The organism is Hymenobacter aquaticus (genome assembly GCF_004765605.1).
Classification (GTDB): domain Bacteria; phylum Bacteroidota; class Bacteroidia; order Cytophagales; family Hymenobacteraceae; genus Hymenobacter; species Hymenobacter aquaticus.
Genome location: NZ_SRLC01000001.1, coordinates 1,539,230 through 1,564,590 on the forward strand (window position 1 = coordinate 1,539,230; position 25,361 = coordinate 1,564,590).

Annotated in this window: 16 protein-coding genes; 11 read left to right on the forward strand and 5 right to left on the reverse strand. The window is 66.3% G+C overall.

Features of this window, described 5'->3' with window-relative positions; genetic code table 11:
• The first annotated feature begins 194 nt into the window (after positions 1 to 194).
• A complete protein-coding gene (locus E5K00_RS06330) occupies positions 195 to 6,176 on the forward strand; it encodes an InlB B-repeat-containing protein (RefSeq protein ID WP_167856769.1) in 5,982 nt (1,993 codons plus the stop codon).
• Positions 6,177 to 6,397: 221 nt separating this feature from the next.
• A complete protein-coding gene (locus tag E5K00_RS06335; RefSeq protein WP_135462398.1) occupies positions 6,398 to 11,341 on the forward strand; it encodes an InlB B-repeat-containing protein in 4,944 nt (1,647 codons plus the stop codon).
• A gap of 468 nt (positions 11,342 to 11,809) precedes the next feature.
• Here the strand turns inward: E5K00_RS06335 and E5K00_RS06340 are convergent, their stop codons facing one another.
• Positions 11,810 to 12,199 carry a group III truncated hemoglobin gene (locus tag E5K00_RS06340; protein WP_135462399.1) on the reverse strand — a complete coding sequence of 130 codons (390 nt, stop codon included), beginning with the start codon at positions 12,197 to 12,199 and terminating at the stop codon, positions 11,810 to 11,812.
• A gap of 19 nt (positions 12,200 to 12,218) precedes the next feature.
• On the reverse strand, positions 12,219 to 12,671 hold the full coding sequence (locus E5K00_RS06345) for a hypothetical protein (protein ID WP_135462400.1): 453 nt from the start codon (positions 12,669 to 12,671) through the stop codon (positions 12,219 to 12,221).
• A 189-nt stretch (positions 12,672 to 12,860) separates the two neighbouring features.
• Between E5K00_RS06345 and E5K00_RS06350 the strand changes: the two genes are divergently transcribed.
• From E5K00_RS06350 to E5K00_RS06360, 3 genes are all read left to right on the forward strand, one after another.
• Positions 12,861 to 15,293 carry a heavy metal translocating P-type ATPase gene (locus tag E5K00_RS06350; protein WP_135462401.1) on the forward strand — a complete coding sequence of 811 codons (2,433 nt, stop codon included), beginning with the start codon at positions 12,861 to 12,863 and terminating at the stop codon, positions 15,291 to 15,293.
• 21 nt (positions 15,294 to 15,314) lie between these two features.
• Positions 15,315 to 15,461 carry a cbb3-type cytochrome oxidase assembly protein CcoS gene (ccoS, locus tag E5K00_RS06355; protein WP_100335566.1) on the forward strand — a complete coding sequence of 49 codons (147 nt, stop codon included), beginning with the start codon at positions 15,315 to 15,317 and terminating at the stop codon, positions 15,459 to 15,461.
• Between the two features lie 498 nt (positions 15,462 to 15,959).
• Positions 15,960 to 16,559 carry a helix-turn-helix domain-containing protein gene (locus E5K00_RS06360; RefSeq protein ID WP_135462402.1) on the forward strand — a complete coding sequence of 200 codons (600 nt, stop codon included), beginning with the start codon at positions 15,960 to 15,962 and terminating at the stop codon, positions 16,557 to 16,559.
• Positions 16,560 to 16,655: 96 nt separating this feature from the next.
• On the opposite strand, the gene E5K00_RS06365 is transcribed toward E5K00_RS06360, so the two are convergent.
• The 3 genes from E5K00_RS06365 to E5K00_RS06375 form a co-directional block, all read right to left on the reverse strand.
• Positions 16,656 to 17,255 (reverse strand): TlpA family protein disulfide reductase, encoded by a 600-nt coding sequence (locus tag E5K00_RS06365; protein ID WP_167856770.1) that lies wholly within the window; start codon positions 17,253 to 17,255, stop codon positions 16,656 to 16,658.
• Between the two features lie 68 nt (positions 17,256 to 17,323).
• The gene (locus E5K00_RS06370; RefSeq protein ID WP_135462403.1) at positions 17,324 to 18,028 is read right to left on the reverse strand and encodes a hypothetical protein; all 705 of its coding nucleotides are present in this window, start codon (positions 18,026 to 18,028) and stop codon (positions 17,324 to 17,326) included.
• Positions 18,029 to 18,100: 72 nt separating this feature from the next.
• Positions 18,101 to 18,691 carry a Crp/Fnr family transcriptional regulator gene (locus tag E5K00_RS06375; RefSeq protein ID WP_135462404.1) on the reverse strand — a complete coding sequence of 197 codons (591 nt, stop codon included), beginning with the start codon at positions 18,689 to 18,691 and terminating at the stop codon, positions 18,101 to 18,103.
• 162 nt (positions 18,692 to 18,853) lie between these two features.
• Here E5K00_RS06375 and ccoN point away from each other — a divergent pair, with 162 nt between their 5' ends.
• The 6 genes from ccoN to E5K00_RS06405 all read left to right on the forward strand — a co-directional run bounded on the left by ccoN (position 18,854) and on the right by E5K00_RS06405 (position 25,290).
• Complete coding sequence (gene ccoN, locus E5K00_RS06380) at positions 18,854 to 21,061, forward strand: cytochrome-c oxidase, cbb3-type subunit I (protein WP_135462405.1); 2,208 nt, start codon at positions 18,854 to 18,856, stop codon at positions 21,059 to 21,061.
• A 463-nt stretch (positions 21,062 to 21,524) separates the two neighbouring features.
• Positions 21,525 to 21,734: a hypothetical protein gene (locus tag E5K00_RS06385; protein WP_135462406.1), complete on the forward strand. Its 210-nt coding sequence runs from the start codon at positions 21,525 to 21,527 to the stop codon at positions 21,732 to 21,734.
• Entirely contained in the window at positions 21,728 to 22,051 is a 324-nt protein-coding gene (locus tag E5K00_RS06390) for a hypothetical protein (protein WP_135462407.1), read from the forward strand. The genes E5K00_RS06385 and E5K00_RS06390 overlap by 7 nt, the downstream gene beginning before the upstream one ends.
• A complete protein-coding gene (locus E5K00_RS06395; protein WP_135462408.1) occupies positions 22,048 to 22,929 on the forward strand; it encodes a cbb3-type cytochrome c oxidase N-terminal domain-containing protein in 882 nt (293 codons plus the stop codon). The genes E5K00_RS06390 and E5K00_RS06395 overlap by 4 nt, the downstream gene beginning before the upstream one ends.
• A 181-nt stretch (positions 22,930 to 23,110) precedes the next feature.
• Positions 23,111 to 24,523, forward strand: a complete 1,413-nt coding sequence (gene ccoG / locus E5K00_RS06400) for a cytochrome c oxidase accessory protein CcoG (RefSeq protein ID WP_135462409.1) — start codon at positions 23,111 to 23,113, stop codon at positions 24,521 to 24,523.
• Between the two features lie 293 nt (positions 24,524 to 24,816).
• Entirely contained in the window at positions 24,817 to 25,290 is a 474-nt protein-coding gene (locus E5K00_RS06405) for a FixH family protein (RefSeq protein WP_135462410.1), read from the forward strand.
• Positions 25,291 to 25,361: the final 71 nt, after the last annotated feature.

Below are 25,361 nucleotides of genomic sequence, written 5' to 3' on the forward strand. Positions count from 1 at the left end.
AATCACCGTTGCCAGCAGAGCACCCATTACTCCGCCCCTACCCGGCCTGGCAACGGCCGGCTACTCCTTGCCCCGCCCCGCCCGTTGCCGGCAGTGCAGGCGGCCCGCCCCCACCACCACGACAGCAGTTACGGATGCCCGGCCCAGGCCCGGCATTTTCAAGTGATTTTTTCCTTGTCCTAACCCCGCCAGTCATGCAAAAAACCCTTACTGTTCTCCTATTGCTCCTGTTGGCACTTGCCGTGCGGGTCACGGGCCAGAATGTAACTTTCTCGACCACGCGGGGCTTTTACGACGCGCCGTTCCAGCTCACGCTCAGCACCTCGCTGGCGGGCGGCAGCATCCGCTACACCACCGATGGCTCGGCCCCGAGCAGCACGGCCGGCACCGTCTACGCGGGCCCCATTGCCATTGCCACGACCAGCGTGGTGCGGGCCATTGGCTACAGCGGCACGGCCAGCACGCCGGTAGCCACGCATTCCTACTTTTTCCTGAACGACGTGGTGCGTCAGCCGGCCACCATTGCCGGCTGGCCCAACCACGACTACGCCGTGGACGCCAGCGGGGCCACCGCCACCCACGACTACGAAATGGACCCCGACGTGGTGAATGCGCCGGCCTACAGCGCCGTGGTCAAAACCGGCCTGCTGTCGATTCCGACCATGTCGCTGGTGCTGAACAAAAACGACTTCTGGGATTTGTACGAGGGCGAATCGACCCACCCCACCTCGGTGGAAATGCTCTACCCGGATGGCACCCGGGAACAGTTCAACTGCGACTTGGAGGCCCACAGCCACAACCGCCTGAAACGGTCGTTGAAGCTGGCCTTCAGCACCTCCGTAACGACCAACCTGCTGCGCAAAACGCCCTACAACAGCACCGCTGCCGCCACGGCCAACACTTTCAAGGATACCAAGATTGTGCTGCGGGCGGGCAACAACCGCTCCTGGGCCCGCAACTGGAACCCCGACCGCACCTGCTACACCCGCGACGAGTGGTACCGGGTGTCGCAGCAGATTATTTCGGGCGAAGGCGGCCGGGGCACCTTCGTGCACCTGTACGTGAACGGCCTGTACTGGGGCCTCTACAACCCCGTGGAGCGCACCGACGCGGGCATGCTCGCGCAGTACTACGGCGGCAGCACCGGCGACTGGATGGCCCTGGACCACGACGGCATCCGGAGCGGCGACCCCACGCGCTTTACCTTCCTGACCACCAACCTCGTGAACCAGGACATGAGCGTGGCGGCCAACTACGCCCAGCTGAAAAGCTACCTGGATGTGAGCAAGTTCTGCGACTACCTGATTCTGACCTGGATGACGGGTATGACGGACTGGCCCGGCAACAACTTTCACGGGGCCAACCGCAACGTGCCGCCCGGCCCCTACTGGTACAACGCCTGGGACTGCGAATGGTCGTGGGACGTGACCAACAACTCGAACCTGGGGGCCTGGGTGCACCCCGAGTTCCGCAACAACACAACCGGCAGCTCGACCATTGCCAGCCTCTGGCACGCGGCCCGGCGCAGCCCGGAGTTTATGCAGCTCTTCGCCGACCGGGTGTACCGCCACTGCTTCAACAACGGCGGGCTGACCGATGCCGCCTCCCGGGCCCGCTGGGCCCAGATCAACGACTTCATCAAAACGGCCATCGTGGATGAGTCGGCGCGCTGGGGCGACGCGCTGAACGACGGCGTGACCCGCACCCGCGACGGGCACTGGACGCCGGAAATCAACCGGGTGGACGGGCTGATGAACGGCAACGTGACGCGCTTTATCAACGCGCTGGTGGCCCAGGGCTACTACCCCACGCTGGCGGCACCGGGCTTTAGCCAGGAAGGCGGCACGGTGGCCTCGGGCGCGCAGCTCACCCTGAGCAACCCCAACGGCGCGGGCACCATTTACTACACCACCGACGGCACCGACCCGCGGGCGGCGGGCGGCGCGGCAGCGGCCGGGGCCACAACCTACGGCGGCCCGTTTGCCCTCACGGGCAGCGTCACGGTGAAAGCCCGGGTGCTGAGCGGCGGCACCTGGAGCCCGCTGCACGAGGCCTCGTTCACGGTATCGGGCCTGATTTCGGGCTTGTTTATCAACGAGTTTATGGCCAGCAACACCAAGCTGGCCGACGAGTTCGGGGAGTTCGACGACTGGATTGAAATCTACAACGCGGGCACCCAGCCGGTCAACGTCGGGGGGCTCTATGTGACGGACCTGCTGAGCAACCTCACCAAGTGGCAGATTCCGACCACCAACCCGGCCCTGACCACCATTCCGGCCAAGGGCTACCTGGTGCTGTGGGCCGACGGGCAGCCCGCGCAGGGGCCGCTGCACCTGAACCTGAGCTTGAGCAAGGGCGGCGAGGCCATCGGCCTTTCCCAGCTGATCGGCTCGACGCCCAACCCGCTGGATTCCTACACCTTCCCGGCCCAGACCGACGACGTGTCCACGGGGCGGTTTCCGGACGGCAGCGCCACGTTCCGCACCTTCGTGGCGGCCACGCCCGGCAGCGCCAACGTGCTGAATTTCAAATCGGGATTGTTCATCAATGAGCTGCTGGCCGTCAACCAGAACTCCATTACGGATGAAGCCGGCGAGCATGACCCCTGGATTGAAATCTACAACAACAACGCCGAGGCCGTCAACATCGGGGGGCTGTACGTGACCAACTCGCTCGGCAGCTACGCCCAGTTCCGCATCCCGACCACCAACGCGGCCCAGACGACCATTCCGGCCAAGGGCTTTCTGCGGCTGTGGGCCGATAATGAGCCGGCCGAGGGCATCTTGCACCTGGGCTTGGCCCTGAACGCCGGCGGCGGGCAGCTGGGCCTGGCCGACGTGCAGGGGCCCGACGTGTCGGTAATCGACTCGACGCGCTACGGGGCGCAGGTGGCCGACGTGTCGCGGGGGCGCTACCCCGATGCCAGCAAGCAGTTCAAGGCCTTTGCCAGCCCCACGCCGGGGGCCACGAACACCGTACCGGCCGTGGCGGGCTTGTTTATCAACGAGTTTCTGGCCAGCAACACCAAGTACCCGGACGAGTTTGGGGAGTTCGACGACTGGATTGAGATTTACAACTCCGGCACCCAGCCCGTGGACATCGGCGGATTTTACATCACCGACGCGCTGAGCAACCCGGCCAAGTACCAGATTCCGACCACCAACCCGGCCCAGACGACAATTCCGGCCAAGGGCTTCCTGCTGCTGTGGGCCGACGACCAGGCGTTTCAGGGCGTGCGGCACGTGGGCATCAAGCTCAGCGCCGGCGGGGAGGCCATCGGCCTGTATCAGCCCAACGGCACGGCCGTGACGACGCTGGACACCTACACGTTCGGGGCCCAGACGGAGGACGTGTCGGTGGGCCGGCAGACGGATGGGGCCGCCAGCTTCGTGAGCTTCACCCAGCCTACGCCCAATGCCAGCAACAACGGCACCCCGCCCAACCCGGCCCCCACCGCCAACGCCGGCCCCGACCAGACCCTCACGCTGCCGGTCAGCAGCGCCGCGCTGGCCGGCTCGGGCACCGACGACGGCACCATTACGGGCTACACCTGGAGCCTGGTCAGCGGCCCGTCGACGCCCGTGTTCAGCCCCGACAACCTGGTGGCCGGCCCGACCATCAGCGGCCTGGTAGCCGGCACCTACACGTTGGCGCTGGTCGTGAAAGACAACCTGAACGCGCTGAGTGCGCCCGACCAGGTGGTGATTACCGTGAATCCGGCGGTCAGCGGCCCGGCGGTGAGCAGCTTCACCTTGGTCAACGCTGACACCGATACCGACATTCAGCCCCTCACGGCCGGGGAGACGCTGAATCTGGCCACCTTGCCGACCCGCAACCTGAACGTGCGGGCCAACACCAGCCCGGCTACCGTGGGTAGCGTGGTCTTTGCCCTGACCGGGGCGCAGACTCAAAACCAGACGGAAAGCGTGGCCCCGTATGCCTTGTTCAGCGACGCGGGCGGTGACTATGCCCCCTGGACCCCGCCGGTAGGCAATTATTCTCTAACAGCCCGGCCCTACTCGGCCGCCAGCGGCGGGGGCACAGCCGGTACGGCCCTGACCATCAGCTTCTCGGTCACCGATGCCACGGCCCCAGGCCCCTTCACCCTGACGACTTCCACCGTGGGCAGCGGCACGGTAACGAAGAACCCGAATGCGGCTTCCTATGCCGCAGGCACGGTGGTGACACTCACAGCCACGCCGGCCGCCGGGCAGCAGTTCGCCGGCTGGAGCGGCGACGCCAGCGGGACGACCAACCCGCTGAGCGTGACTATGTCGGCCAATAAGAGCATTACCGCCACCTTCACCGCCATTCCGGCCGGACAATCGGTGGCTAGCTTCACCTTGGTCAACGCCGATACCGACACCGACATTCAGCCCCTAACGGCGGGGGCAACCTTGAATCTGGCCACGCTACCCACCCGCAACCTGAACGTGCGGGCCAACACCAGCCCGGCCACCGTGGGCAGCGTCGTCTTCGCTCTGAGCGGAGCGCAAACCCAGAACCAGACGGAAAGTGTAGCGCCCTACGCCCTGTTTAGTGACGCCGGCGGCGACTACAACCCCTGGACGCCCGCCGTGGGCAGCTACTCGCTCACGGCCCGGCCCTACTCGGCCGCCAGCGGCGGGGGCACGGCCGGCACCGCGTTGACCATCAGCTTCTCGGTCACCGATGCCACCGCTCCCGGGCCCTTCACCCTGACCACCGCGGTGGTCGGCAGCGGCTCCGTCACCAAGAATCCGAATGCGGCTTCCTACGCCAGTGGCACGATAGTGAGCCTGACGGCCACGCCCGCTACGGGCTACACCTTCTCGGGCTGGAGCGGCGACGCCACCGGGACGACCAACCCGTTGTCGGTGACCATGTCGGCCAATAAGAGCATCACCGCTACGTTCACGGCCATTCCGGCCGGGCAGTCGGTGGCTAGCTTTACGTTGGTCAACGCCGATACCGACCAGGATATTCAGACCCTGACGGCCGGGGCCGTGCTCAACCTGGCCGCGCTGCCCACGCGCAACCTGAACGTGCGGGCCAACACCAGCCCGGCCACCGTGGGCAGCGTCGTCTTCGCTCTGACCGGGGCCCAAACCCAGAACCAGACGGAAAGTGTAGCGCCCTACGCCCTATTTAGCGACGCCGGCGGCGACTACAACCCCTGGACGCCGGCCGTGGGCAGCTACTCGCTCACGGCCCGGCCCTACTCGGCCGCCAGCGGCGGGGGCACGGCCGGTACGCCCCTGACCATCAGCTTCTCGGTCACCGATGCCTCCGCCCCGGGCCCCTTCACCCTGACGACTTCCACCGTGGGCAGCGGTACGGTGACAAAGAACCCGAATGCAGCTTCCTACGCCAGCGGCACGGTGGTGAGTTTGACGGCCACGCCGGCCGCGGGCTACACCTTCTCGGGGTGGAGTGGGGACGCCAGCGGGACGGCCAACCCGCTGAGCGTGACTATGTCGGCTAACAAGACCATTACCGCCACCTTCACCGCTGTTCCCGCCGGGCAGGCGGTGGCTAGCTTCACCTTGGTCAATGCCGATACCGACCAGGATATCCAGACCCTCACCACTGGGGCGACCTTGAACCTGGCCACCTTGCCGACCCGCAACCTGAACGTGCGGGCCAACACCAGCCCGGCCACCGTGGGCAGCGTGGTCTTTGCCCTGAGTGGGACCCAGACGCGTAGCCAGACGGAAAGTGTGGCCCCCTACGCCCTGTTTGGCGACAATGGCGCGGGTGACTACACGGCCTGGACGCCGGCGGTGGGCAGCTACTCCCTGACGGGCACTCCCTACAGCGGGGCCGGCGGGGGCGGCACGGCCGGCGCGGCCCTGACCGTTGGCTTCAGCGTCATCAACCAGGTGACGGGCGCCAAGGCGGCCCCTACCGCTACGGCGGCCCCGGTGCGACTGGCGGCCAGCACGCTGCAGGTATACCCCAACCCAACTGCTACCGGCCGGTTTACCGTGTTGCTGCCCGACCTTCTGCAGCGGGAGCTGAGCTACACGCTGACAACCGAAGCGGGCACCCTGCTGGCCCGCGGCAAGTGCGCCCCGGCCGGGCCGGCCACCCGGCTCACGTTCGACTTTTCTGCCCAGATGCCCACGGCTGGCGTCTACTATCTGCACCTGGCAAACAAGCAGGCCACCGTGGTCCTGAAGCTGGAACGGCCTTAGCCGGTGCCGCCCGTTGCCGCCCAGAGGGCGGATCTACCTGCCGGCCGGCAAAAACGAAACCAGTGCGCCCTGCCCGCAGGGCCTGAAGCTGCCCGAAGGCTGCCCCCCGGCGGCCTTCGGGCGTCGGCGCGCGGTGCGCCCTTCCCACCCGGCACCCCAGGCCGGCCGCTGCACCGGCGTTTTTTTCCGCTCTTAGTTCTAGCTCTCCATCTCACACTCCTATGAAATACACACTTAGCGCCCTGTGGCTGGCCCTGCTGCTGACTCTTAGTCAGCTGGGAATGGCCCAAAATCCGCCGGCCGGGTTTACGTCCACCGTCGTTTCGACCGGGTGGAACGAGGCCGTGGGCCTCACCTTCACCAGCTCGGGCAGCCAGATGTTCGTGTGGGAGCGGCCCGGCAAAGTATGGGTCGTGACTAACGGGCAGCGCCAGCTGGTGCTCGACATCAGTGAGGAAGTCGGGGCCTGGGACGACCACGGCCTGATCGGCTTTGCCCTGGACCCGCAGTTCGACGCCAACGGCTACATGTATCTGCTCTACGTCGTGGACCGGCACTACCTGCTGAACTTTGGCACGCCGGCCTACAACCCCGCCACCAACGACTACAACAGCGCCACCATCGGGCGGCTGACGCGCTACACGGCCACGCCCAGCGGCAACGGCTACACCGTGAACCTGGCCAGCCGCAAGATTCTGCTGGGGGCCACCAAAACCACTGGCATTCCCTCCACGGCCGGCGGCCACGTCACCGGGGCCCTGGCGTTTGGCGCCGACGGCACCCTGCTGGTCTCGACCGGCGACGGGGCGCACTGGGCCCCCGACCTGGGCAGCTCCAGTGAAACCAGCTACGCCCAGGCGCTGGCCGACGGCATTATCACCAGCAAGGAAAACGTAGGGGCCCTCCGCTCCCAGCTGGTAAACAACCTGAACGGCAAGATTCTGCGGATCGACCCGGCTACCGGGGCGGGCATTCCCAGCAACCCCTTCTACGACGCCAGCAACCCCAACGCGCCCCGCTCGAAGGTCTGGGCCCTGGGGTTCCGCAATCCGTTTCGGATGACCGTGAAGCCCGGCACCGGCAGCCCCGACCCCGCCGCCGCCAACCCCGGCACGCTCTACATCGGCAACGTGGGCGGCTCTTTCTGGGAGGAAATCGAGCTGGTCGACCGGCCCCGGCAGAACCTGGGCTGGCCCCTGTTTGAGGGCCTGACGCCCAACGATGCCTTTGCCGCTTCCAACGTGTACAACCAGGACGCGCCCAACCCGCAGTATGGCCTCGGGGGCTGCACCCAACAATACTTCTACTTCCGCGACCTGCTCAAGCAGGAAACGCCCACCGGCACGGCCACGTTCCCCAACCCCTGCGACAACACCAAGGCCATTCCCAGCTCGGTGCCCACCTTCGTGCACCGCCGCCCGCTCATCGACTGGGGCCACGGCACGGGGCCCTCGCGCACGGGCATCTTCAGTGGCTCCACCGCTGCGACCATCAATATCGGGGCGGCCGGCTCGCCGGTGGCGGGCCCGCAGTTCGGGGGCAATTCCTCTTCGGGCGGAGTGTTTTATCCCTACACCGACTGGCCGGCGGCCTACCAGAACACGTACTTTTTCGGCGACTACGTGGGCGGCTGGATTCGCTCGATGACGGTGGACGCCAGCAACAAGCCCAGTCAGGTGCGCGACTTTGTGAACAGCGGAGCCGTGCCCGTGGCTATGGCCGTGAGCCCCGGTGAAACGGGCCTGTTCTACGTCAATTTCTACCCTTCTGAAATCCGCAAGCTGTCGTATGTCACGTCGGCCACTCCGCCCAAGGCAGTGGCCAGCGCCAACAAAACGTACGGTCCGGGGCCGCTGGCGGTGCAGTTTACCGGCAGTGCCAGCTCCGACCCCGGCGGCAGCCCGCTCACCTACCAGTGGAACTTCGGCGACGGGGGCACCAGCACGGCCACCAACCCGGCCCACACCTTTGCCCCGCCCACGACCAACGTTACGAACTACACCGTGACGCTGACCGTGCGCAACAGCGCGGGCCTGACCAACCAGACGACGCTGGTGATTTCGGTGAACAACACCCCGCCCCAGGTCACCATTACCTCGCCCGCCGTGGGTACGCGCTACCCCATGACCGGCAACACGACTTACAACCTGCGGGCCACCGTAACCGACCCCGAGCACAGCGCGGCGCAGCTTTCTTACCAGTGGCAGACCATTCTGCACCACGGCACCCACCAGCACCCCGACCCGGTGGACACGAACGTAGAAACGAGCACCACCATTGAGCCCTACGGGTGCGGGTCGGAGACGTACTACTACGTGGTGCAGCTGACCGTGACCGACGCGGCCGGGCTGGCCACCACCCAGCAGGTGCGCCTGGATCCGGACTGCACCACCACCACCTTCACCCTGGTCGATGCCGACTCCAACGAGGACATTCAGGCCGTCGTGAACGGGGCCGTGCTCAACCTGGCCACCCTGCCCACGCGCAACCTGAACATCCGGGCCAACGTCAACGCGGCCACCACCGGCAGCGTGGTGTTTGCCCTGAGTGGAACCCAGACCCAGAACCAGACGGATTCGGGGTTTCCGTACGCTTTGTTCGGGGATGTCAGCGGCATCTACAACGCCTGGACCCCGCCGGTGGGCAACTACACCCTGATGGCCACCCCCTACAGCGGCGCGAATGGCAGCGGCACGGCCGCCCCGGTGCTGATGGCCAATTTCTCGGTTACCGACCAGCTGCCGGCCGGGTCGTACACGCTGACGGCCACGGCCGGCAGTAACGGCTCGGTAAGCAAAAGTCCGGACCAGGCCAGCTACGCCTCGGGCACAGTGGTGACGCTGACGGCCACCCCGGCGGCGGGGTACCAGTTTGCGGGCTGGAGCGGCGACGCCAGCGGCACGACCAACCCGCTGAGCGTGACCATGACCGGCAACAAAACCATTACCGCCACTTTCACCGCTATTCCCCCCACGACGTACGTGCTGACCACCGCCACCGTGGGCAGCGGTACGGTCACGAAGAACCCGAATGCCGCTTCCTATGCCAGCGGCACGGTGGTGAGTTTAACCGCCACGCCGGCCGCGGGCTACACCTTCTCGGGGTGGAGCGGCGACGCCACGGGCACGACCAACCCGCTGAGCGTGACCATGTCGGCCAACAAGAGCATCACGGCCACCTTCACTGCCATTCCGGCCGGGCAGTCGGTCACCAGCTATACGCTGGTCAATGCCGATACCGATACCGACATTCAGCCCCTGACGGCCGGGGCGACCTTGAACCTGGCTACCTTGCCGACGCGCAACCTGAACGTGCGGGCCAACACCAACCCGGCCACCGTGGGCAGCGTCGTCTTTGCCCTGAGTGGGGCCCAGACGCGTAGCCAGACCGAGGGTGTGGCGCCCTACGCCCTGTTCAGCGACGCCAATGCCGACTACAATCCCTGGACGCCTGCCGTGGGCAGCTACTCGCTCACGGCCCGGCCCTACTCGGCCGCCAGCGGCGGGGGTACGGCCGGCACGGCCCTGACCATCAGCTTCTCCGTGACCGATGCCACCGCCCCCGGGCCCTTCACCCTGACCACCTCGGTGGTCGGCAGCGGCTCCGTCACCAAGAACCCGAATGCGGCTTCCTACGCCAGCGGCACGGTGGTCAGCCTGACAGCCACGCCGGCCGCCGGGCAGCAGTTCAGCGGGTGGAGTGGGGACGCCAGCGGGACGACCAACCCATTGTCGGTGACCATGTCGGCCAATAAGAGCATTACCGCCACCTTCACCGCCATTCCGGCCGGGCAGTCGGTCACCAGCTATACGCTGGTCAATGCCGATACCGATACCGACATTCAGCCCCTGACGGCCGGGGCGACCTTGAACCTGGCCACCTTGCCCACCCGCAACCTGAACGTGCGGGCCAACACCAACCCGGCCACCGTGGGTAGCGTGGTCTTCGCCCTGAGTGGGACGCAGACGCGTAGCCAGACCGAGGGTGTGCCGCCCTACGCCCTGTTCAGTGACGCCAACGCCGACTACAACCCCTGGACTCCAGCGGTGGGCAGCTACTCGCTCACGGCCCGGCCCTACTCGGCCGCCAGCGGGGGGGGCACGGCCGGCACCGCGTTGACCATCAGCTTCTCGGTCACCGATGCCACGGCCCCGGGCCCCTTCACCCTGACGACTTCCACCGTGGGCAGTGGCTCCGTCACCAAGAACCCGAATGCCGCCTCCTATGCCAGCGGCACGGTGGTGAGTTTGACGGCCACGCCGGCGGCGGGCTATACCTTCTCGGGCTGGAGCGGCGACGCCACCGGCACCACCAACCCGCTGGCGGTAACCATGACCGGCAACCGGAGCATTACGGCCACCTTCACGGCCAACCCGGGCGGCACCACCTTCTACCGGGCCGTCAACATCAATGGCGGGGCCATCGTGCTGGATGGGCAGAACTGGGTGGGCAGCAGCGGGGCCGCCAATTTCCAGGTGACGGGCCCCACGTTTGCCAACCAGGCCATTGCGCTGAACCCGGCCACCGACGCCACCCGGGCCGGCATGATTCGCAGCTCGGTGTTCGGGCCCAGCATCACGGCCACGATGAGCAGCGTACCGGCGGGCACCTACAGCGTGTACCTCTACGTCTGGGAAGACAACAACGCGGAAATCTACACCATCCGCCTCGAAGGCCAGATTGTGCAGGCCAACTACAACAGCGGCACGGCCGGCCACTGGGACCGGCTGGGACCCTACACGGCCGCCATTACCGACGGGGCCATCAACATTGCGTTGTCGGGCGGCTGGGCCAACTTCTCGGGTATGGAAGTGTGGCAGCAGAACCCGGCGGCTAAAGCTACGACCAGTACCAGCGTAGCCACCGCAACCGGGCTGACGACCCCGAAACCGGGTAGCGCGGTGGCCAGCCCGCCGGCCCGGGTGTACCCCAACCCCTCCGGCACCGGCCGCTACCAGGTGCTGCTGCCCGAGCCCGCGGCGGGCGACCTGACCTACACCCTGCTCTCGGCCACGGGGGCGCGGCTGGCCCAGGGGCAGCGGCGCGGCGGCAGCCAGCTGCTCCACTTCAACTTCGAGCAGGAAATAACCGCGCCCGGCCTCTACTACCTGCTGCTGGAAGGCCCCGGCGCGCTGCACGCCCGCCTCAAGCTGATGCGCGAGTAAGCAGCCAACCCCACCAGGCCCCGCCCGGTACTCCCGGGCGGGGCCTGGTCACGTCCGAACCGACCCAGCGCACTACCTGGGTTGGGGTATGAGGTAGAGACGCAATATGTTGCGTCTCGTCGTTGAACGAAACTGGTGCAGGACACTGAACGAAATCGTTGCACAATCCTTTCGCGAGTCGTTCAACGACGAGACGCAAAATATTGCGTCTCTACCCCGTAAGTCCGCCCCAGAGCAGCTATAGGTTCGGAAGGTACCCGGGTAGGTTCCGAAGGTAGCCCGGTAGGTTCCGAAGGTAGCCCGGTAGGTCCGGAAGGTAGTTGGGTAGGTTCGAAAGATACCCAGGTAGGTTCCGAAGATACCCCGGTGGGTTCGGAAGGTACACGGGTAGGTTCGGAAGATACACGGGTGGGTTCGGAAGGTACCCGGGTAGGTTCAGAAGTGGCCGGCCCGCCGATAACGGGGCGGCTACAGCAGCGAGAGTGGGTCGCGCTTGCGCAGGCGATACTCAAACATGGTGGCGATGTTGCGGGCCCGCTCCTTGGCGACGTTGGCCACGGGGCCGGCAAAGAGCTCCTCCACGGTAGCCTCGAACAGCGCCAGCCAGCGGCCGAAGTGGGTGGCATCCACGGGCAGGGGCAGGTGCTTGGGAAAGGGCCGGCCGTGGTAGCGCGCGGTGCCCAGCAGCAGGCTGCTCCAGAAATCGTACATGATGGGCAGGTGCCGGGACCAGTCGACCTGGGCGAAGCCGTTGAACACCGGGGCGAGCAGCTCGTCCTGGTTGACTTTCTGGTAGAACGTATCGACCAGGCGCTGCACGTCGGCTTCGGAGTGGATATCGGGGCGAAAAACAGTCATCAGCAGAGAAGAAAAGGAATCAGGCCGCTTGCAGGGCCCAGCGGAACACCCGGCTGCCGGTGAGCAGCAGGGTGAGCAGCTTCACCACTTCCAGCCCGATGTAGACCGAGTGCAGGGCGCTGGGCGGGGCCGGGTGGCCGGCCAGCAGGGCCAGGGCGCGCGCGTCGAGGGCGGGCAGCAGCCAGTAGGTTTGCAGCAGCAGAATAGCGGCCAGTCCGCCCAGCGGGGCGGCAATGGCCGGGGGCACGCGCACCCACAGCGCACTGCCCACGGCCACCGTGGCCAGCAGCAGCTCCACCCAGTTCAGGGCCCCGAACACGATGCGCCCGATGCCCAGGCCCAGGGCCACGGTGATGTGGGGCGCGGTAAACTTCAGGGGCGCTTCCAGAAAGGAAATGCCGGCCACCATGCCCGCCCACACGAACAGCACCAGCACCAGCAGCAACGAGGCGGTAGAAAAGGAACGGGCCATACGACGCGGGCAACAAAAGCGGGCCGGACCGCCAGCAGCGACGGCCCGACCAGCACGGAACAACCCGACAAAGATGCGGGTTCGGCGCCGGACTTGCGCCTGAGATGAATCAGGGCCGGGGCTGACGTTCGTCAGCTTTCGGGCGGGGCCGGCACCGGAGCTTTGGGCTTCCAACTGCTTAGCCTGCCCGTGCCTCCCGTTACTGCCTCTGCTTCCGTTCCGCCCCTCACCCACCGGGCCTGCGCCCACTGCGGCGACGCCTGCCCCGAGCCGGAGCCCATCCGCCTGGCGGCCCGCCCCGCGCTGTCCTTCTGCTGCCCGGGCTGCCGGGCCGTGTATGAGCTGCTCGACGCCAGCAACCTGTGCACCTACTACCGCCTCGACGAAAACCCCGGCCGCAAGGTGAAGGCCGTGGAGCTGCCCGGCCGCTTCGACTACCTCGACCTGGAATCGGTGCAGGGCCAGCTGCTCTCGTTTCGCTCCGACACCCACGCCCGGCTCACCTTCACCATCCCGCAGATGCACTGCGCCTCCTGCATCTGGCTGCTCGAAAACCTGTTCAAACTCAACCCCGGCATCGGCAGCTCGCGGGTGAATTTCCTGCGCAAGGAGCTGACGGTAAGCTACCAGCCCCGGGTCACCAGCCTGCGCGAGGTGGTCACGCTGCTGGCCTCCATCGGCTACGAGCCCCGGATAACGCTGGCCGAGCTGGGGGCCCAGCCCCACCGCGCCAGCCGCCGCCTCACCTACCAGCTGGGCCTGGCCGCCTTTGCCTTCGGCAACGTGATGCTGATGGCCTTCCCCGACTACTTTTCCTTCACCGGGCAGCTCCAGAGCCTGTTTGGCCGCTTCTTCGGGGGGCTGAGTTTGCTGCTGGCCCTGCCGGTGCTGCTGTTCAGCGCCCGGGACTTTTACCGCTCGGCCTGGCAGGGGCTGCGGCAGCGCTACATCAACCTCGACTTTCCCATCAGCCTGGGGCTCACGGCGCTGTTCACGACCAGCGTGTTCGACATCGCCACCGGCCGCGGCCCGGGCTACCTCGACTCGTTCACCGGCCTGGTGTTCTTCATGCTCATCGGCAAGTGGGTGCAGCAGCGCACCTACGACGCGCTGCGCTTCGACCGGGACTTCACCGCCTACTTCCCCGTGGCCGTGACCCTGCTGACCAAAGACGGCGGCGAGCAGTCGGTGGCGGTGCGGGAGCTGCGGGCCGGGCAGCGCATCCGGGTGCGGCACCAGGAAATCATTCCCGCCGACGCGGTGCTGCTGCGCGGCTCCGGCCTGATCGACTACAGCTTCGTCTCGGGCGAGAGTCTACCGGTCGGCAAAGTGGCCGGCGACGTGGTGTACGCCGGGGGCCGGCAGGTGGGCCCGGCCGTGGAGCTGGAAGTGGTGCGGGAAGTATCGCAGGGCTACCTCACCCAGCTCTGGAACAACCCCGCCTTTGCCAAGGACGCCCGGCCCACGCTGGAAACCTACGCCAACACGGTGGGCCGCTACTTCGTGGCCGTGACCCTGCTGCTGGCCGCCGGCGCGGCTTGCTACTGGTTTCCGCGCGACCCGCAGCTGGCCCTGCGGGCCGGCACCTCGGTGCTGGTCATTGCCTGCCCCTGCGCCCTGTCGTTGGCCACGCCCTTTGCCCTGGGCGCGGCCCTGCGGGTGCTGGGCCGCCACCAGTTGTATCTGAAAAACGCGGCCGTGGTCGAAACCCTGGGCCGGGCCACCACCCTGGTGTTCGACAAAACCGGCACCCTGACCGACCCCCAGCGCGCCGCGGTCAGCTTCCACGGGCTGGCGCTGCGCCCGGCAGACGAGCAGCGCGTGGCCGCCCTGGCCCGCCACTCGACCCACCCGCTCAGCCAGCGGCTCGTCGAGCAGCTCGGCCCCGCGGCCCTGCCGGTCACTAACTTCCGCGAAACGACGGGCCAGGGCCTCTGCGGCACGGTGGCGGGCCGCGCGGTGCGCCTGGGCTCGGCGGCCTTCGTGGGCCTGCCCCCGGCCCCGCACGGCGAGCGGCAGGCGCGGGTGTACGTGGCCCTGGATGGCCTGGTGGCCGGCTGGTACGAAGTCAGCAGCGAATACCGGCCCGACCTGGCCCCGCTGCTGCGCCAGCTGGGCCAGCGCTACCAGCTGGCCCTGCTCACCGGCGACAACGCCGCCGACGAGCCCCGCCTGCGCCAGCTCTTCGGCCCCGCCGCCGAGCTGCGCTTCCACCAGTCGCCGCTCGACAAGCTGCACTTCGTGGAAGCCCGGCAGCGGCAGGGCCAGCGCGTGGTCATGGTCGGCGACGGGCTCAACGACGCCGGGGCCCTGCGCCGCGCCGACGCCGGCCTGGCCCTCTCCGAAACCCTGACCAACTTCTCCCCCGCCTGCGACGCCATGCTGGACGCCGGCAGCCTCGGGCAGCTCAGCACCTTCCTGCGGTTCGGCCAGGACTGCCTGCACATCGTGCTGGCCACCTTCGTGCTGTCGTTCTGCTACAACGGTATCGGGCTGGGCCTGGCCGTGCAGGGCCGCTTCACCCCCATCGTGTCGGCCATCCTGATGCCCATCAGCTCGCTGAGCGTGATGGTGTTTGCCACCCTGCTGGTGCGCTACGCGGCCCATCGGCGCGGCCTGTAACCCTACTTTTCCCCTCGCGCCATGACCATTATCTTTCTGCTGATCGGCATCAGCCTGCTCGTGGCCCTGCTGTTTCTGGGCGGCTTCCTCTGGGCCGTGCGCTCGGGCCAGTACGAAGACGACTACACGCCCTCGGTCCGCATGCTCTTCGACGACGAGCCGGAGTAGCTGGTGGATTGTTAAACGCCGCCGGCGAGTAGCGCGAACTAGGCAGTTCGCGCTACCCGCCCAACCACCGTTGCCGGGGCCCGACTCGCGCGGAACACGCGGGCTACAACCGAAGAGCCGCAGTCGCTCGGCTGCGCCGAGTGACCACTACGCCGGAGGGGCTCTGCCCCGAGCGTCCCGCGCCGCTGGGTCGTTCTGACGGCGCGGGCTACTTCGCAGCACAGCTGCTCAAGCGTAGGCGTCACTCGGCACAGCCGAGCGACTGCGGGAATTTAAGAGTAGCGTGAGTTCGAGACGGGCGGCCACCCGGAGCCCGGTCGGCTGGTTAAGAATTATTTTCTTTTTGAGCTTTGCTAACCGCCCAGTTAAGAATTAATTTATTTTCATTTTTTGCTAACCGCCTGGTTAACAATTAAGTTATTTTCACTTTTTCTTAACCATCTGGTTAAGAATTATTTTATTTTCGACTATTCCTAACCACCGTATACCCTGCTGCTTATGGGCCGTCGTGCATACCACTCTAACAGCTTGTCGGCCCAGGTGCGGCGGCATTTCAGCCTTACCCAGGCCGAGCTGGCCCAGTTTGTGGGCGTGAGTGCGCCCATGCTGGCCATGGCGGAATCGGGGCGCAAGGCGCTGGGGAAAGCGGCCGACAACCGGCTGTGGGTGCTGGCCCGCCTGCTGCCCCCACCCGATGGCCAGGGCCCCGAAGCGCCGGCCCCGGCCGCGGAGCCGGTTTCGGACCCGGCCGCGCCCCCGGAGGCGGCCGTGTTGGAGCAGCGCCTGAGCCGCCTGCGCTTCTACGTCATCAAGGCCCGCTTCGAACTGGGGCAGCGCGGCACGCTGGCCCAGGGGCAGGCCCGCCGCCGCTGGGCCCAGGAGGTGCTGCGCCCCCTGCTGGCCGCCCCGCCCGTGGAGGCGGTCTGGCTCGGGGCCGACCCCGCCCGTGACCTGTACTGGCTGGAGGGGCTGGTGATTCACACCAACGCCGCCCCCCTCACGCTGAGCGCCACCGAGCGGGCCCTGCGCCAGGCCCGGCTGCGCGGCCTCGAAGCGGAAGTGGCGGCCCTGGAGCAGGCCCTGGCCCCCAACACGTAGCGACGCAGATTCGCGGCTCAGGCGGGGCTGAGGTTGTTAGGGCACGTTGCCAACCGTTCAACGAGGAGACGCAATAGGTTGCGTCTCTACCCCCGGTTAGCGGCCTGGGGCGGCCAGCTTTTCCAGGGCGGCTTTGAACTCGGGGGTGTCGTAGTCGGCCATGCCCTCGTGGCGGGCGGCTACCTGGCCGTCGGGCCCGAGGATGACGGTGCTGGGAATGGAGTTGGAATCGAAGGGGGCGGGCAGGGTGGCGGTGGGAAAGTACACCGGGAAGGTGTAGCCCTGGCGCGTGAGCAGCTTGCGGGCCTTGTCCGGGTTCTGGTCGAGGGAAATCATGACGAAGGCCACCTTCTGCGGGTCCAGCTTTTTGTACAGGGCATGAATGCCGGGCATCTCGGCCACGCAGGGCGGGCACCAACTGGCCCAGAGGTTGACGAACACCACCTTGCCCCGGAACGCGCTGAGCTGCACTTCCCGGCCGCTGTTATCCAGCAGCGTCAGGTTGTGCGGGTAGCCGCTGGCGCTGGTAGCTACTACCGGGGCCGGCGCGGGCAGCGTGGGCGTTTCCGCCTTCCACAGGCCCGTAGCCAGCAAGCCGCGCTGCAAACCGCCCAGCACCGGCGTGCGCAGATCGGTGAACAGCACGAGGGCCAGCAGGGCCAAGGGCAGCCACTGCAACAGGTTTTTACGATTCATAAGCCAAGGGCGCGGGCCAGGGAAAGAGAACTGCCCGGCTAACAGCGGCGAAGGTACGGTGGTTCGGGTTAGCCATTTACAGGCGTGGCCGCCAACCGGCGCGCCCGCACCAGCTGCCGGATGGCGGCCAGGTGGGCCAGCAGCACCAGGGGCACCACGCAGCCCGGCAGCCACACAAACGGGAAGTGCAGCACGGCCACGTTGGGCTGCCCGAAGCCGAAGCGCTGCACGGGCGAGGGCACGGCCAGCACCGCGTAGAACACCACGTTCAGCAGCAAAGCCAGGCACAGGCCGTTCCAGACCAGCAGCGCCGTGGGGCTGAGCCGGGGCCGCCGGAACGCCAGGTACCAGACCACCGGCGCGCTCAGGCCCGAGAGAATATCCCAGTTGCGGCCCTCGAAGGTCATCAGCTGGGGCACCGCGCCGTGCAGAAACAACCCTAGCAAGACCAGCTCTACCGGCACCCGCACCACGTGCAGCAGCGTGAGCCACTCGGGACGCAGCGCGTCGAGGTAGGCCCGGCCGCGGGCAGTGAGAAACAGGGTGGCAATCAGCAGCAGGGCCGGGGCCAGCACCAAGGCCAGCCGGGGCGGCAGGGCCTGGGGCGCTCCGCTGAAGAAGCCCGTGCCGGCTACCGCGCCCTGCCCCGCCAGCCAGGCCAGCAGCAGGTAGAGCGTGGGGCGGGACTGGTGGGCGGCGCGGTAGAACAGCCCCACCGCGAGGGCCGTGGTGAGGCCGAAAGCCAGGCTGAGGGCAAGCGGTACGGTTGACATGGCGGACGGGGAAATGGTACGCCACAAAGGAACCGGGCCGGCCGGTTTTTTAGCTTGCCAAATGGCAAGAAATCAGGCGGGGCCGGGGTCTTTGCCGGCGGCCCGGATGCGGCTTAACGACGAATCGGTGACGCCCAGGAAGGAGGCCACGTGCTTGAGGGGCACGTGCTGCAGAATCTCGGGACTGGCGCTGAGCAGGGCCGCGTAGCGGGCCGAGGCGGTGGCCGTGGTCAGGGCCAGCAGGCGGCCTTTGAGCCGGCTCAGCTCGCGCACCAGCACCGCGCGGCCGAACTCCCGGAACTCGGGCCGGGCGTGAAACAGGCCATTGAGCTGCTGGTAGGTGATGCACCAGCCCCGGCAGTTGGTGAGGGCCTGCAAGTGCTCCTGCGAGGGGGTGCGGTTGAAAAACGAGGCCACTTCCAGCACCACCTGCCCGGCCGAGAAAAAGCCCGTGGTGACGTCGTGGCCGGCGTCGTCGTAGGCAAAGGCCCGCACGAAGCCCTGCTCCAGGAACAGGTACTCGTTGCTGATGCGGCCGGCGGGCAGCAGAAACTCGTTTTTGGCCAGCGTCCGGGCGCGGAAGCTCTGGGCAATGTCGGCGGCCTGGGCGGCGCTGACGTTGCCCATACTTTGCAGAAAGCCAATCAGCGAGTCTCGGTCCATAGGCGGGGCGGGGGCGGCACGGCCGCAAGCTACGCCGCGGGGGCCGCCCGGCCAAGCCGCCGGGGGCCTGACATCAATCAGGCCCGGGGCTGACATTCATCATCTTTTCGAAAATGGCCCCGCAGGACCTTTGAAGCAGTACAACACCTACTTCTGAAGCCTATGCCCGTCGAACCCCTACCCCCGCTAGCGGTGCCCCATCCGCCCCTGGTACCCACGACTCCCGCCCGGGCGGTTGACACCTTTTTCTACGACAACAAGATCGTGCGCGACTTCGGGGTGGCCACCGTCATCTGGGGTATTATCGGCATGCTGGTCGGCGTGCTGGCGGCCTTCCAGCTGGCCCGGCCCGAGCTGAACATGGGCACGGCCTACACCACCTTCGGCCGCATCCGGCCGCTGCACACCAACGCCGTGATTTTCGCCTTCGTCGGCAACGGCATCTTCACCGGGGTGTACTACTCCTTGCAGCGCCTGTGCAAAGCCCGGATGTTCAGTGGCACGCTCAGCAAAATCCACTTTTGGGGCTGGCAGCTGATTATCCTCTCGGCCGTGGCTACGCTGCCTTTGGGCTTTACCACCAGCAAGGAATACGCCGAGCTGGAGTGGCCCATCGACATTGCCATTACCCTGGTCTGGGTGGTGTTTGGCTGGAACATGTTCGGCACCATTGCCCGGCGGCGCGAGCGGCACCTCTACGTGGGCATCTGGTTCTACATTGCCACCTTCCTGACGGTGGCCGTGCTGCACATCGTCAACTCGCTGGCCGTGCCGGTGTCGTTTATGAAAAGCTACTCCGTGTACGCCGGCGTGCAGGATGCCCTGGTGCAGTGGTGGTACGGCCACAACGCGGTGGCCTTCTTCCTGACCACGCCCTACCTGGGCCTGATGTACTACTTCCTGCCCAAGGCCGCCGGCCGGCCGGTGTACTCCTACCGCCTCTCCATCATTCACTTCTGGTCCCTGATTTTCATCTACATCTGGGCCGGGCCGCACCACTTGCTCTACACCGCCCTGCCCGACTGGGCCCAGAGCCTGGGCGTGGCTTTCTCCGTGATGCTGATTGCCCCCAGCTGGGGCGGCATGATCAACGGCCTGCTGACGTTGCGCGGGGCCTGGGACAAAGTGCGCGAGGAGCCCGTGCTCAAGTTCATGGTCGTGGCCGTGACGGCCTACGGCATGGCCACCTTCGAGGGGCCCATGCTGAGCCTGAAGAACGTCAACGCCATTGCCCATTTCACCGACTGGATTGTGGCCCACGTGCACGTGGGGGCCCTGGGCTGGAACGGCTTCCTGACCTTCGCCATGCTCTACTGGCTGTGGCCCCGCCTCTACCGCACCGCCCTGTATTCCAAGAAGCTGGCCACGATGCACTTCTGGCTGGGCACCATCGGCATCCTGTTCTACGCCCTGCCCATGTACTGGGCCGGCTTCACCCAGGGTTTGATGTGGAAGCAGTTCAACGCCGAGGGTATGCTGCAATACCCCAACTTCCTGGAAACCGTGATGCATATCGTGCCCATGTACTACCTGCGCGGCATCGGCGGGGTGCTCTACCTGAGCGGGGTGTTCGTGATGCTGTATAACCTGGTGAAAACGGCCCGGGCCGGCTCCCTGCTGGCCAATGAAAAGGCCCAGGCCGCGCCCCTGCTGCCCGAAGCCCAGGACCCGCACGCCCAGGGCGGCCACTGGCACCGCTGGCTTGAGCGGCGGCCCTTCCAGCTGGCCGTGGGCGCCACCGTGGCCATTCTCATCGGCGGCGCCATCGAAATGATTCCCACGTTTCTGGTCAAGAGCAACGTGCCCACCATTGCCGCCGTGAAGCCCTACACCGCCCTCGAATTGCAGGGCCGCGACATCTACATCAAGGAGGGCTGCTCGAACTGCCACACCCAGATGGTGCGCCCCTTCCGCTCCGAAACCGAGCGGTACGGCGAGTACTCCAAGGCCGGGGAGTTCGTCTACGACCGGCCCTTCCTCTGGGGCTCGAAGCGCACCGGCCCCGATTTGCACCGCGTGGGCGCCAAGTACCCCCACTCCTGGCACTACAACCACATGCTGGACCCCACCAGCATGTCGCCCGGCTCGATTATGCCCGCCTACCCCTGGCTGTTCGAAAACAGCATCGACTACAGCACCCTGCCCAAGAAAATCACCGTGCTGCAAAGTCTGGGTACGCCCTACCCCGCCGGCTACGACCAGCAGGCCGTGGCCGACGCCCGACGCCAGGCCCGGGGCATTGCCCAGGAGCTGCGCAAAGAGGAAATCGAGGTCAAGTCCGACAAGGAAATCGTGGCCCTGATTGCCTACCTCCAGCGCCTGGGCACCGACATCAAAGTCAAGCCCGAACAGGTTACGGCCGCCAGGTAACTCCGCAGACGCCTGTCGTTCCTCACCTGGCATCCGCGGCGTGAAGGACCTTCCTCACCTATCCCCCACTTGTAGCAATACCCCCCTAGCTCCCCGTGAGCAAGCCCGAGCACTGCATCAGCACATTCAAGTGTCATGTCAGCTCATTCAAGTCTCATGTCAGCTCATTTGAATGTCATGTCAGCTCATTTGAGTCTGATGTCAGCGCCCTTGAGTGTCATGTCAGCTCATTCGAGTGCCATGTCAGCGCCCTTGAGTGCCGTGTCAATGCACTTGAGTGTCATGTCAGCTCATTCAAGTGCCGTGTCAGCGGGCAAAAGCATCCTGTCACCTCATTAAAGCACCCTGTCAGGTCACGAAAGGCTGCTGTCAGCAAGCAAAAAGGACGCCTTGGCCTCGCCGAGTAGCCCCTCCGCAAACCACAGCTACCCGCTAGCGGCCCTTCCCAAACTCTTCTACGCTCATGGACAAGAACGTCTTGCAATCCATTGCCGGCATTGAGATTTACCCGCTCATTTCCCTGGCCATCTTCTTCCTGTTTTTCGTGGGCCTGCTGGCCTACGTGCTGCTCAGTAGCCGCCAGCACCTGCGCACCATGAGCCGGCTCCCGCTGGCCCCCGACACCCCCGCCGAAACCCCGAACTACCACCTCAACCCCGACGTGTTATGCTAACCAAGCGCGCCTCCCTGCTGACTATCCTGGGCCTGTTGACCACCTATCTGGCTTCGGCCCAAACCGCCCCGGCCACCGCTACCAGCGGCCCCCAACCCACCGATATCCTGGGCTGGCTGGCCTGGTTCGTGGCCGCTGTGGTGCTGCTGTTCGGGATGATGACGGCCGCGTCCCTGGCCGCGGTAGCTGCCGAAGCCGTAGAGGCCGACCGGAATGACCAGCCAGCTACGCCGGTGCCGGCCGCCGCCGCCGAAGCCCCGGTGGCCGCTCCCGCCCCCGCTCCCGCAGTTTCCACCGAGCAGCTCGTGGCGGCATGAGGCTAGTTTCAACCCTTCTGCGCGGCTCCGGCGTCCTGCTGGCCCTGACGACGCTGGCCGCCCGCCCGGCGCTGGCCCAGGCCGCCGAAACCACCGCCCCGGCCGGCCCCGCCGCCCCCGGCTCCCAGCAGCTGCTGCTCTGGTTTCTGCTCGGCACCCTGGCCCTGGTCATCCTGCTGATCGGGGTGCTCACGGCCACGCTTCTCGTGCGGCTGCGGCCCCAGCTGCGCCGCCTCTACGAGCTGCCCACCGTGCGCTCCACCTGGAGCGGCCGGGTGCTGGGCCTGGCCGTGGGCGACACCACCCTGGTGCGCGGCGAGGTGCGCGACGAGCTGCTCGACCACGACTACGATGGTATCCTGGAGTTCGACAACGACCTGCCGCCGTGGTGGAAGTACGGCTTCTACGCCACCATCCTCTTCGCCATCGGCTACCTGAGCTACTACCACGTTGCCCAGGCTGGCCAGTTGCAGGGGGCCGAATACGCCGCCGAAATGCAGCAGGCCGCCCTGCTCGGCGCGGCCAACGCCGACGACCCCAACCAGCTCACCACCTACCAGGCCCTGACCACGGCCGCCGACCTGAGCAGCGGCCAGAGCCTGTTCACGACCAACTGCGCCCCCTGCCACGGCCAGCACGGCGAAGGCAAAGTGGGCCCCAACCTGACCGACGAGTACTGGCTGCACGGCGGCGAGGTCAACCACGTCTACAAAACCATCAAGTTCGGGGTGCAGGGCAAGGGCATGGTGGCCTGGAAGGGCAAGCTCTCCGGCAAGCAGCTGCTGCAAGTCAGCTCCTACGTGCTGAGTCTGCAGGGCTCGAAGCCGGCCGGCGCCAAAGAGCCCCAGGGCGAGAAAGAGTCCCCGACCAGGCTGTAACCCCACCCCCGGCCCCTCCCCTCTGGGAGAGGGGTGCGTTCAACGATTCCTAAGCAAGATTCAGGATTGGTACATCCGCTCTCCATGCTGGCGTCTGGCACCCCTCTCCCGGAGGATTCCGCGCATCAAGCGGAGAAGGGCCGGGGGTGGGGTCCACGCCTGAAACTATAAAAACCACCTCATGCCGACCACCCAACCCCAGCCCGCCGCGTCGTTCCGCGACTCCATTGCCACGGTCGACGCGGCCGGTAAGCGGGTGTGGCTTTACCCCAAAAAGCCCGGCGGCCGGCTGTATAGCCGCCGCAAGTGGCTGAGCTACGGCCTGCTGGCGCTGCTCTTGGCCGGCCCCTGGCTGCGCCTCCACGATTTGCCGCTGCTGCTGCTCAACCTGCCCGCGCGGCGCTTTATCGTTCTGGGGCAAATCTTCTGGCCCCAGGACTTTTTTATCCTGCTGCTGGCCACGCTCACCTTCGTGCTGTTCATCATCGTCTTCACGGTGGTCTACGGGCGGGTGTTCTGCGGCTGGGTCTGCCCCCAGACCATCTTCCTGGAAATGGTGTTCCGCCGCATCGAGTACTGGCTCGAAGGCGACGCGCCCCAGCAGAAGGCCCTCGACCGGGCCACCTGGGACTGGAATAAAACCTGGCGCAAGACCACCAAGCACACCCTGTTCCTGCTCCTGTCCTTCCTGATTGCCAACACCTTCCTGGCCTACATCATCGGCTCGGATGAGCTGGTCAAGATTGTGACGGACCGGCCCGCCGCGCACCTCGGCGGCCTGGCGTCGATGGTCTTGTTTACGGGCGTGTTCTACGCCGTCTTTGCCCGGTTTCGGGAGCAGGTCTGCACCATTGCCTGCCCCTACGGCCGGTTGCAGGGCGTGCTGCTCGACAAAAACAGCCTGGTGGTGGCCTACGACTACCAGCGGGGCGAGCCCCGGGAAAAGCGGCGCAAAAACCAGCCGCGCACCGCCGGCGACTGTATCGACTGCCACCAGTGCGTGCAGGTCTGCCCCACCGGCATCGACATCCGCAACGGGGCCCAACAGCTGGAATGCACCAACTGCACGGCCTGCATCGACGCCTGCAACACCATTATGCACCTGGTGAACCTGCCCGAGGGCCTGATTCGCCACGCCTCGGAAAACAACATTGCCCAGGGCACCCAGCCCAAGTTCACCACCCGCATGAAGGTGCTGTCGGGGGTGCTGGCGGTGCTATTGGTGGTGCTGACCGGCCTGCTCGTGTCGCGGGCCAACGTACAGGCTACCGTGCTGCGCACCCCGGGGCAGCGGTTTCAGAAAACCGACCACGGCACCATCACCAACCTGTATAATATCTCGGTCATCAACAAAACCAACCGGCCCTACCCGCTCACGCTGCGGGTGCTGGAGCCGGCCCAGGGCAAAATCTCCCTGGTGGGCACCAACGGCGGCCTGCAGCTGCCGGCCCAGGGCCTGGCCGAGGGCGTGTTCTTCGCCGAGCTGCCCCGCACCGCCCTGACGCGCACCAACCAGCAACTCCGCATCGGCCTGTTCAGCGGCCCCGAGCTCATTGCCGAAACCACCACCAAGTTTCTGGGCCCGGTGCAGTAAGGCCGCACGTCATTTCTCCCGAACGTCATTCCGAGCAGCGCGAGGAATCTCGCGGGCTGATGTTGTTTCGGCTGTCATCCTGAGCAACGCGAAGGACCTTCCTCACCTACCCCACTGCTGCTTATCCCATCGTACCAAAGCCTGCTACTGCCAGCACACTATAAAGCTTTTGCACGATGAATGCCGCTTGTCACTTCATGGAGGAAGGTCCTTCGCCGGCTCAAGATGACAAGTAGTAGCACTTCGACCAGATCAAGCGGCGCTCTTTTCAACACTTCTCCAAGCTTCCCATTATGGCAATTGCTCCTGCTTCCCAGCGCACGTTCTGGCCCTACGCCATTGTTATAGCCTTCGTGCTGTTTGCCGGCTACATCGGCTTCATGGTGCAGCAGGCCCTGCGCACCCGCGTCGATTTGGTCAGCCCCGACTACTACCAGCAGGAGCTGGCTTACCAGCAGCGCCTGGAAACCGAGGTCCGCACCGCCGCCCTGCCCGCGCCCGTGCAGGTGCTGCTCGACGCGCAAGCCCAGCGCCTGACGCTTATCCTGCCCGCCGCGCTGGCCGGCCCGGCCGTGCGGGGCCAGGTCCACTTCTTCCGGCCCTCCGACCAGCAGCTGGATTTCAGCCTGCCCCTGCGGTTCGGGCCCGATAACCAGCAGCAAATCAACACCGGCCGGATGCGGCCCGGCTACTGGCGCGTCCGCCTCACCTTCACCGCCGGCGGGCAGGCGTATTTCGTGGAAAGAAATATCACCCTCGGCACCTGATTTTCGTCATGGGCAGCTCGACCGTAGCGGCGGAACTTGCCCTCCGTTTCCGTCACGCTTCACTTCGCTTC

Bases quoted from the DNA above. Each gene is read 5' to 3' on its own strand.
- ccoG (WP_135462409.1), top strand. From the start codon at position 23,111: ATGCCGACCACCCAACCCCAGCCCGCCGCGTCGTTCCGCGACTCCATT.
- E5K00_RS06360 (WP_135462402.1), top strand. From the start codon at position 15,960: ATGGGCCGTCGTGCATACCACTCTAACAGCTTGTCGGCCCAGGTGCGG.
- E5K00_RS06345 (WP_135462400.1), bottom strand. From the start codon at position 12,671: ATGGCCCGTTCCTTTTCTACCGCCTCGTTGCTGCTGGTGCTGGTGCTG.
- E5K00_RS06340 (WP_135462399.1), bottom strand. From the start codon at position 12,199: ATGACTGTTTTTCGCCCCGATATCCACTCCGAAGCCGACGTGCAGCGC.
- E5K00_RS06375 (WP_135462404.1), bottom strand. From the start codon at position 18,691: ATGGACCGAGACTCGCTGATTGGCTTTCTGCAAAGTATGGGCAACGTC.
- E5K00_RS06385 (WP_135462406.1), top strand. From the start codon at position 21,525: ATGGACAAGAACGTCTTGCAATCCATTGCCGGCATTGAGATTTACCCG.
- ccoN (WP_135462405.1), top strand. From the start codon at position 18,854: ATGCCCGTCGAACCCCTACCCCCGCTAGCGGTGCCCCATCCGCCCCTG.
- E5K00_RS06370 (WP_135462403.1), bottom strand. From the start codon at position 18,028: ATGTCAACCGTACCGCTTGCCCTCAGCCTGGCTTTCGGCCTCACCACG.
- ccoS (WP_100335566.1), top strand. From the start codon at position 15,315: ATGACCATTATCTTTCTGCTGATCGGCATCAGCCTGCTCGTGGCCCTG.
- E5K00_RS06390 (WP_135462407.1), top strand. From the start codon at position 21,728: ATGCTAACCAAGCGCGCCTCCCTGCTGACTATCCTGGGCCTGTTGACC.
- E5K00_RS06335 (WP_135462398.1), top strand. From the start codon at position 6,398: ATGAAATACACACTTAGCGCCCTGTGGCTGGCCCTGCTGCTGACTCTT.
- E5K00_RS06330 (WP_167856769.1), top strand. From the start codon at position 195: ATGCAAAAAACCCTTACTGTTCTCCTATTGCTCCTGTTGGCACTTGCC.
- E5K00_RS06365 (WP_167856770.1), bottom strand. From the start codon at position 17,255: ATGAATCGTAAAAACCTGTTGCAGTGGCTGCCCTTGGCCCTGCTGGCC.
- E5K00_RS06405 (WP_135462410.1), top strand. From the start codon at position 24,817: ATGGCAATTGCTCCTGCTTCCCAGCGCACGTTCTGGCCCTACGCCATT.
- E5K00_RS06395 (WP_135462408.1), top strand. From the start codon at position 22,048: ATGAGGCTAGTTTCAACCCTTCTGCGCGGCTCCGGCGTCCTGCTGGCC.